12 protein-coding genes are annotated in these 7347 nt (G+C 41.6%); all 12 read left to right on the top strand.

Annotated features, from left to right (window positions below; translation table 11 throughout):
* Positions 1–514 (top strand): sugar-binding transcriptional regulator (locus V7137_RS05070; protein ID WP_335697055.1); only part of this gene is annotated, 514 nt, incomplete at its 5' end.
* Positions 507–1166, top strand: a complete 660-nt coding sequence (pduL, locus tag V7137_RS05065) for a phosphate propanoyltransferase (RefSeq protein ID WP_335697054.1) — start codon at positions 507–509, stop codon at positions 1164–1166. The genes V7137_RS05070 and pduL, both read left to right, overlap by 8 nt.
* Positions 1166–1918 carry a hypothetical protein gene (locus V7137_RS05060; RefSeq protein ID WP_335697053.1) on the top strand — a complete coding sequence of 251 codons (753 nt, stop codon included), beginning with the start codon at positions 1166–1168 and terminating at the stop codon, positions 1916–1918. Before pduL ends, V7137_RS05060 begins: the two co-directional genes overlap by 1 nt.
* Complete coding sequence (locus V7137_RS05055; RefSeq protein ID WP_218349737.1) at positions 1915–2214, top strand: EutN/CcmL family microcompartment protein; 300 nt, start codon at positions 1915–1917, stop codon at positions 2212–2214. Before V7137_RS05060 ends, V7137_RS05055 begins: the two co-directional genes overlap by 4 nt.
* A 2-nt stretch (positions 2215–2216) precedes the next feature.
* Positions 2217–3650 carry an aldehyde dehydrogenase family protein gene (locus V7137_RS05050; protein ID WP_335697052.1) on the top strand — a complete coding sequence of 478 codons (1434 nt, stop codon included), beginning with the start codon at positions 2217–2219 and terminating at the stop codon, positions 3648–3650.
* A gap of 113 nt (positions 3651–3763) precedes the next feature.
* On the top strand, positions 3764–4042 hold the full coding sequence (locus V7137_RS05045; protein ID WP_144548608.1) for a BMC domain-containing protein: 279 nt from the start codon (positions 3764–3766) through the stop codon (positions 4040–4042).
* 10 nt (positions 4043–4052) lie between these two features.
* Positions 4053–4892 (top strand): triose-phosphate isomerase, encoded by an 840-nt coding sequence (tpiA, locus tag V7137_RS05040; RefSeq protein ID WP_335697051.1) that lies wholly within the window; start codon positions 4053–4055, stop codon positions 4890–4892.
* Positions 4889–5347: a ribose 5-phosphate isomerase B gene (gene rpiB / locus V7137_RS05035; protein ID WP_335697050.1), complete on the top strand. Its 459-nt coding sequence runs from the start codon at positions 4889–4891 to the stop codon at positions 5345–5347. Before tpiA ends, rpiB begins: the two co-directional genes overlap by 4 nt.
* 174 nt (positions 5348–5521) lie before the next feature.
* Positions 5522–5809 (top strand): EutN/CcmL family microcompartment protein, encoded by a 288-nt coding sequence (locus V7137_RS05030; RefSeq protein ID WP_335697049.1) that lies wholly within the window; start codon positions 5522–5524, stop codon positions 5807–5809.
* Position 5810: 1 nt separating this feature from the next.
* Positions 5811–6086 carry a BMC domain-containing protein gene (locus V7137_RS05025; RefSeq protein WP_218349733.1) on the top strand — a complete coding sequence of 92 codons (276 nt, stop codon included), beginning with the start codon at positions 5811–5813 and terminating at the stop codon, positions 6084–6086.
* Positions 6086–6349, top strand: coding sequence for a EutN/CcmL family microcompartment protein (locus tag V7137_RS05020; RefSeq protein WP_335697048.1), 264 nt, complete (start codon positions 6086–6088; stop codon positions 6347–6349). The genes V7137_RS05025 and V7137_RS05020 overlap by 1 nt, the downstream gene beginning before the upstream one ends.
* Before the next feature lie 174 nt (positions 6350–6523).
* Positions 6524–7171 carry a deoxyribose-phosphate aldolase gene (gene deoC, locus V7137_RS05015; RefSeq protein ID WP_335697056.1) on the top strand — a complete coding sequence of 216 codons (648 nt, stop codon included), beginning with the start codon at positions 6524–6526 and terminating at the stop codon, positions 7169–7171.
* The last annotated feature ends 176 nt before the right edge of the window (positions 7172–7347 follow it).

Raw genomic sequence — 7347 nt, 5'->3', positions numbered from 1 at the left:
TACGTATGCATCAGAAATCATTAACGGTCTTGCTAATGCATTTCATACGATCCCACATTTTCTGCAGGTACCTGCAGTCGTCGACCACATTGTTGTCAAGCAGGCGATCATAGCAGATCGGCATGTTAAAAAAATCTTGGAATTAGGCAAACAGGCAAATATTGCTATTTTTACTGTCGGGGATCCAGGTGAACAATCAACACTCATGCATGCAGGATATTTTTTAGACAGTGATATTGAAATTCTGCGGGCAAATAATACAGTTGGTGATATATGTTCAAGATTTATTGATATCAATGGGCATATTAGTCATCCATCTTTGAACGATCGGACGATTGGAATCGAACTCTCTCATTTAGCGGAAAAAGAATACGGCATCCTCATTGCAGGCGGTAACTCAAAGGTAGAAGGGATATATGGAGCACTTAATGGGCGTCATGCCAATGTCCTCATAACCGATCAGTATACGGCCAAGGCACTACTTGATTTTGGGGGTGAACACAAAAATGAATAAAGACAAGATTAGAGAGATTGTCGAAGAAATGGTCAAAAAGTCTCTCAAGAAATCTAATATGGTTCCCATTGCAGCATCTAACCGGCATATTCATTTATCCCCTGAACATGTGGAACGACTGTTTGGACGCGGCTACGAGCTTACTAAGTTAAAAGACTTGTCACAGCCAAACCAATTTGCTGCCAAGGAAACCGTAACACTTATCGGTCCAAAAGGGAAAATAGCAAATGTCCGGGTCCTCGGACCTGCCAGAGGCATTACACAGGTAGAAGTATCATTATTTGACGGTTTTACCTTAGGTGTCATGCCGCCCATTCGGATTTCCGGGGATATAAAGGGGTCAGAAACGATAACCATTCAAGGGCCGCGGGGGCAACTGACGATTCGTGAAGGATTGATTTGTGCCGCTCGCCATATACATATGCACACAAGTGATGGTGAGACATTTGGCGTTCAGGATGGAGACCTAGTTCAAGTAAAAGTGGATGGATTCCGCGGGGTCATTTTTTCAAATGTCTTAATCCGTGTTTCTCCAAAATACAAGCTTGAAATGCATATTGACCTTGATGAAGCAAATGCAGCCGGGATCAAAAATGGGCAATTAGGTGAAATTATTGCCGCCAAAAGTCCAAACCAAGTAGGTGGGGAGTAATGCTGGTGGATATAAAAACGCAGGTTAAAATGCTTGTCCAGCAGGTCGTTGAATCCTACTTAAAAGATGAAATGAACACGAAAAAGGATGTTCCGATAGCGATCCTATTAAGCTACCAATCTTCTAATCCGGCCACTGTTTTGGAAGCGGTTACTCCACTTTTGGATACCTATAATGTTACCTTCCTATTAACAAAAGAATGGCTGTCATTTCAAGAACAAATGAAAGGGCTTTCCTATGTGCTGATTGAGAATATGTCACAACATGAATTGACTGCCATGATCCATCAATCGTCTGTTCTTGTTATTCCTCAAGCTTCGTATAGATTGCTTTCAAAACTGGCATTAACGATGGATGATGAGACAGCAGTGTGGGTGGCTGTCCAATATCAATTACAAGGAAAACCGATTGTGATTGCAAGTAACGGGGTTGAACCAACTGTGTATCAACAAATCCATGCCCCGCATACTGTCCAAGAACGTATCCAGTCCTACATAAGGAGGATTCAGGCCGATCAGGTTAAGTGGGTACCGCTAAGCAAGTTGGTTAAAACAGTCGATGAAAAATATGCAGCCTACTTGGATAAGCAACCTCTCATTCTAGCAAAACATGTCGAAAGAGCTTATCAGGAAGGACTCAAGCAAATTGAAGTTACTGAAAAAAGCCGGGTTACACCTTCTGCAAAAGATCTGGCAAGAGAATTTAAGATTCAAATTAAACCGATCGATTCCTCGAAAGGAGGGACGATATGATCATTTGTAAAGTGGTAGGTTCCATTGTTTCCACTACTAAAGCAGAGAAATTAAAAGGAAAAAAACTCATGATTGTTCAGCCGCTTGATATGAAGAGCATCGAAGAAGAAGGGAAACCGCTCGTTGCGATAGATACGGTTGGATCAGGTGTGGGCGAAGTGGTTTTACTTGTCAGCGGAAGTTCGGCAAGACAAACAGAAATAACAAACGGTGTCCCCGTTGACGCAGCAATCGTAGGAATTGTTGATCAAATTGAAATCCAAGGGACCTTAACCTTTAATAAAGGAGGTAACTAACCTTGCAAATAAATGAAACCGATATCAAAAAAATGGTTGAACAAGTCCTCAGCCAACTAGGACAGAACCAAACAGCAATCACTGCTGACACCCCTGCAACTCAAAATGATGTCAAGTTAGGCAATGGCGTGTTTTCAACGGTTGATGAAGCGGCAGCTGCAGCACGACTGGCCTGGGAAAAGCTTCGCAAACTACCAGTATCAATTAGAGAAAAAATGATTGAAAATATGCGAGCTGTGAGCCGGGCGCATGCCGAAGAGTTAGCACAACTTGCTGTCGAAGAAACAGGTTTAGGAAGAGTAAAAGATAAGATTGCAAAAATTCTGTTGGCTGCGAATAAAACACCAGGTATTGAAGATTTAGTCAGCACTGCCTATTCAGGTGATGATGGATTGACGTTGGTTGAGTTTGCCCCAATCGGTGTATTTGGTTCAATCACACCTTCAACAAACCCGGCAGCGACCGTCATCAATAACTCGATTTCTCTATTAGCAGCTGGAAATACGGTTGTTTACAATCCTCATCCAAGTGCGAAACGGGTTTCCATTCAAACGCTTCAACTTCTTAACCAAGCGATTGTAGCTGCAGGCGGCCCTGAAAACACACTCACATCTGTGGCGGCGCCAAATCTTGAAACATCGGCTCAAGTAATGAATCATCCGCAGGTGAATGCACTTGTGGTGACGGGAGGCGGTCCTGTTGTTAAAGCAGCAATGGCAGTTGGTAAAAAGGTCATAGCCGCTGGTCCTGGCAATCCACCGGTAGTCGTGGATGAGACGGCGATTATCTCAAAGGCTGCAGCAGATATTGTCAAGGGGGCTAGCTTTGACAACAACGTATTATGCACCGCTGAAAAAGAAGTGTTCGTTGTGGACAAGGTTGCCAATGCCCTGAAAGCAGAAATGGTCAAAAACGGTGCAATTGAACTCAAAGGCTTCCAATTCGAAAAACTGATTGAGAAAGTACTTGTGAAGAAAAACGATAAGTTTTATCCAAACAGAGACTTTATTGGGAAAGACGCTGCTGTCATTTTGCAAGCAGCCGGCATTCATGCAAGCCCGAATGTGAAGTTAATTATTGCTGAAACCACTAAGGATCACCCATTGGTGATGACAGAGATGTTAATGCCAATTTTGCCAATCGTCAGAGTTCCTAATGTGGATCAGGCCATCGAGCTTGCGGTGATTGCAGAAAAGGGAAACAGACACACAGCGATTATGCACTCACAAAATATTACGAACCTAACCAAGATGGCGCAAGAAATTCAAGCAACCATTTTTGTGAAAAATGGTCCATCAGTATCAGGATTAGGCTTTGAAAGTGAAGGATTTACTACATTGACAATTGCCGGACCGACAGGAGAAGGATTGACCAGTGCCAAAACATTTACACGTCAGCGCCGCTGCGTTTTAGTAGATGGATTAAGAATCATATAGTGAGGTGATAGGATATGGCGAAAGCAAAAGAAGAAAAAACAGTCACTTCACAGGAAGAACAACTGGAAAACCAAGAAAAACCAAAATTAGAGGTTACTAGAGGAGGAAATAAAATGGGTCAAGAAGCTTTAGGTATGATTGAAACAAAAGGTTTAGTAGGTGCCATTGAAGCAGCAGATGCGATGGTTAAAGCTGCAAACGTTGCATTAGTAGGCAGAGAATTAGTAGGGGCTGGCATCGTAACTGTTATGGTCCGTGGGGATGTAGGTGCAGTGAAAGCAGCTACTGAAGCTGGAGCGGAAGCAGCACAGCGAGTAGGTACTCTACTATCTGTACATGTCATTCCACGTCCTAACGGCGATGTAGAAGGTATTTTACCGAAAGCAGAATAGGTGAATGTAAATGGAACAATCCATTGAAAGCTATATCAAAAATCTTGTTAGAGATGTTATTGGTCAAAGTATAGGTGGACTGCAGCTCCAAAGTGATCGGCAAACATATGTGATTGCTAATTGGAAAATGAACAAGAACCTAAATGAGACCGCTGAATTTTTTCAAAAAATAAACAGCAGCCCTGACGTGTCAGTAGTGATATGTCCACCAGCCCAACTGTTATACCCGTCACATTTAATGATCAAACAATCTGGTAAGCCGATTGGATTGGGCGGGCAAAATGTTCACTGGGCTGACAAAGGTGCTTACACAGGTGAAACATCAGCTGCTATGTTGACAGATGTCGGCTGTGAATATGTGATTATTGGCCACTCTGAAAGAAGACAATACTCTTTTGAAGATGACGAGTTAGTCAACAAAAAGGTTCTGCATGCGATCAAATTTGGGCTTACCCCGATCATCTGTATCGGCGAAACACTAGGACAAAAGAACGCAATGCAGACGGAGCAGGTTTTATATAAGCAACTTTGCGGTGCTTTAAAGGATATTGATTCAAGCCATTTTATTCTTGCGTATGAACCAGTTTGGGCGATTGGAACAGGTCAGTCAGCCACAACTGAACTAGCTCAAGAAACACACGCGTACATTCGTTCCGTGTTAAAACAAATACTGGGTCAAAGATCAGAAAATATTTCGATTTTATATGGCGGTTCTGCAAATGAAAGCAATGCAGCTGAATACAGTGCAATGCCTGATATTGATGGTGTGCTGGTTGGTGGTGCGAGCTTAGACGCAAAAGTCTTTGATGCAATTATCAATGTATTTGCCAAAGGAGAACAAAATTCATGAAAAAAGTTGCGATAGGTTGCGACCATGGTGGATACGAACTAAAAGAAAAGTTAAAGGTCTATTTAACGGAATTAGGCTACGAATATTTAGATTTTGGCTGTAAAGCAAATGAATCCGTTGATTATCCGGATATTGCCTTTCTTGTTGGGGAGACGGTCGCAACGAATGATAGCTATGTAGGAATTATGATTGATGGTGTCGGTATTGGCAGCGGGATGGTATTGAATAAAATTCCAGGTGTACGTGGTGCTGTATGTTGGGACGTATCTTCTGTTATTAACAGTAAAGAGCATAATAATGCAAACGTTTTATCAATCGGTGGTCAATTTATTGGTGAAGGCCTTGCCAAGCAATTAGTTAAGACTTGGTTGGAAACAGAGTTTGCCGGCGGCCGTCATGATCGCCGTGTGACGAAAATTATGGAAATCGAAAGCCGTTTCTTAGGGCGTAATTAGCACTAAATCTGAGATTCGCTGATAAAACCTTCAGTTTCGCTGATAAAAATGATTTATCGCTGATAAAAGTAAATTACCGCTGATAAATGGTTGAGATTCGCTGATAAACAGTCTAGATAGAAAAATAGGAGCGTTTAACTCAGATATATATAGAAAAGAAGGCAGGTTTGAAAGATGTTTGTAGCCAAAGTGATTGGAAATATGGTCTGTACACATAAAAATGAGAATCTAATAGGTTTAAAGCTGCTGATTGTCCAACCAGTAGATGATCAATTGAAGGAAAAAGGCAAACCACTTGTGGCTATAGATACGATTGGACAATCAGGAGAAGGAGATCTTGTTTACTTAGCAAAAAGCAGGGAATCTTCCTTACCGCTTAATAAAGATTTGGTTCCATCAGATGCTGGAATCTTAGGGATTATCGACTACTATAATGTGACGAATCGAATGGAGGAAATATAATATGAACAACGCATTAGGAATGATCGAAACTAAAGGTTTAGTAGGGGCAATTGAAGCAGCAGACGCTATGACAAAAGCAGCCAACGTTACATTACTAGGTAAAGTGAATGTAGGCGGCGGGTTAGTATGTGTAATGGTTCGCGGTGACGTTGGTGCGGTAAAGGCAGCAACTGAAGCAGGTGCTGATGCAGCGCAGCGTGTGGGCGAATTCTTATCTGTTCACGTTATTCCAAGACCACACTCTGACATCGAGAAAATTCTTCCTGTTGCAAAATAATGAAACTAGCAAAAGTGGTTGGAAATGTCGTATCAACAATAAAAACACCAAGTCATCAATATAAAAAGCTCATGGTTGTCATCCCTGTGGACGCATCAGGCAATGAATGCGGTGATTCAATGATTGCCTTTGATCGTTTTTCGGCAGGGATCGGCGATTATGTTCTGATAATAGAAGAAGGTGGATCGGCAAGAGACATTTTAGAAGACCCCAATGGTTCTTTTGATGCCGTCATTGCCGGTATTGTTGATCGATTATATTAATGTGAGGTGAGCACGATGCAAATTGAAGCATTGGTAGAACAAATTACAAATCAAATTATGCAGCAATTAACAAATAAAGAAGAGTTGAAAGAAGTGAAGCCTGTAACTTCTGGAAATGTGACTTATAAAGAAGGAACATCATCCAATATTATTACTGGTCCATCTGTGGCGCGTATGATTGACCATACGTTATTGAAGCCAGAAGCATCCAAAGACCAAATTGTAAAACTCTGTGAAGAAGCAAGAGAACATAAATTTGCAACAGTCTGTGTGAATCCTTATTGGGTTGCTACAGCTGCTAAGGAATTAAAAGGTTCTGGAGTAGGGATCACCACTGTTGTTGGTTTTCCACTTGGGGCAACGAGCACATTTGTAAAAAGTGCGGAAACTCGTGATGCAATTGCAAACGGTGCAACGGAAATTGACATGGTCATTAACATTGGTGCCCTAAAATCCGGCGATTTCGAGACTGTGAAAAAGGACATTGAAGGTGTTGTGTTAGCGGCGAATGGTCACGCACCAGTAAAAGTCATTATTGAAACAGGTCTTCTTGAAATCGAAGAAAAGAAAAAAGCTTGTATTCTAGCAAAAATGGCTGGTGCAGACTTTGTGAAAACATCCACAGGTTTTGGCCCTGGATGTGCAACGGCCGAAGACATTAAACTTATGCGTGAAGCAGTAGGTCCGGACATGGGTGTGAAAGCGTCTGCCTGTGTGAGAGATTTAGATACTGCTAGAAAACTAATCCAAGCTGGTGCAACAAGAATTGGTGCAAGTTCTAGTATTGCCATTATTACTGGCGGCCAAGGTACTGGATATTAATAGGAGTATGATCCTGTTTCCAAGTTGATTTTGAGTATTTCATGTAGCAATCAATGCAAGATGAAATACTCAGATTTCTTTTTTCCTCTTCTATTAAAAATGTTGTAAAATTTTAAATAGATTATTATAATAAAATCAACAAAATGAAATCGCTTACATAACGAGGGGGCTTACTA

This window comes from Neobacillus drentensis (assembly GCF_036962765.1).
GTDB lineage: Bacteria > Bacillota > Bacilli > Bacillales > Cytobacillaceae > Neobacillus > Neobacillus drentensis_C.
This window is presented reverse-complemented; position numbering and strand designations above follow the sequence as displayed.

What these genes read in the sequence shown, in the direction of transcription:
- pduL (WP_335697054.1), top strand. Translation starts at nt 507, where the DNA reads ATGAATAAAGACAAGATTAGAGAGATTGTCGAAGAAATGGTCAAAAAG.
- V7137_RS05060 (WP_335697053.1), top strand. Translation starts at nt 1,166, where the DNA reads ATGCTGGTGGATATAAAAACGCAGGTTAAAATGCTTGTCCAGCAGGTC.
- V7137_RS05055 (WP_218349737.1), top strand. Translation starts at nt 1,915, where the DNA reads ATGATCATTTGTAAAGTGGTAGGTTCCATTGTTTCCACTACTAAAGCA.
- V7137_RS05045 (WP_144548608.1), top strand. Translation starts at nt 3,764, where the DNA reads ATGGGTCAAGAAGCTTTAGGTATGATTGAAACAAAAGGTTTAGTAGGT.
- tpiA (WP_335697051.1), top strand. Translation starts at nt 4,053, where the DNA reads ATGGAACAATCCATTGAAAGCTATATCAAAAATCTTGTTAGAGATGTT.
- rpiB (WP_335697050.1), top strand. Translation starts at nt 4,889, where the DNA reads ATGAAAAAAGTTGCGATAGGTTGCGACCATGGTGGATACGAACTAAAA.
- V7137_RS05030 (WP_335697049.1), top strand. Translation starts at nt 5,522, where the DNA reads ATGTTTGTAGCCAAAGTGATTGGAAATATGGTCTGTACACATAAAAAT.
- V7137_RS05025 (WP_218349733.1), top strand. Translation starts at nt 5,811, where the DNA reads ATGAACAACGCATTAGGAATGATCGAAACTAAAGGTTTAGTAGGGGCA.
- V7137_RS05020 (WP_335697048.1), top strand. Translation starts at nt 6,086, where the DNA reads ATGAAACTAGCAAAAGTGGTTGGAAATGTCGTATCAACAATAAAAACA.
- deoC (WP_335697056.1), top strand. Translation starts at nt 6,524, where the DNA reads ATGATTGACCATACGTTATTGAAGCCAGAAGCATCCAAAGACCAAATT.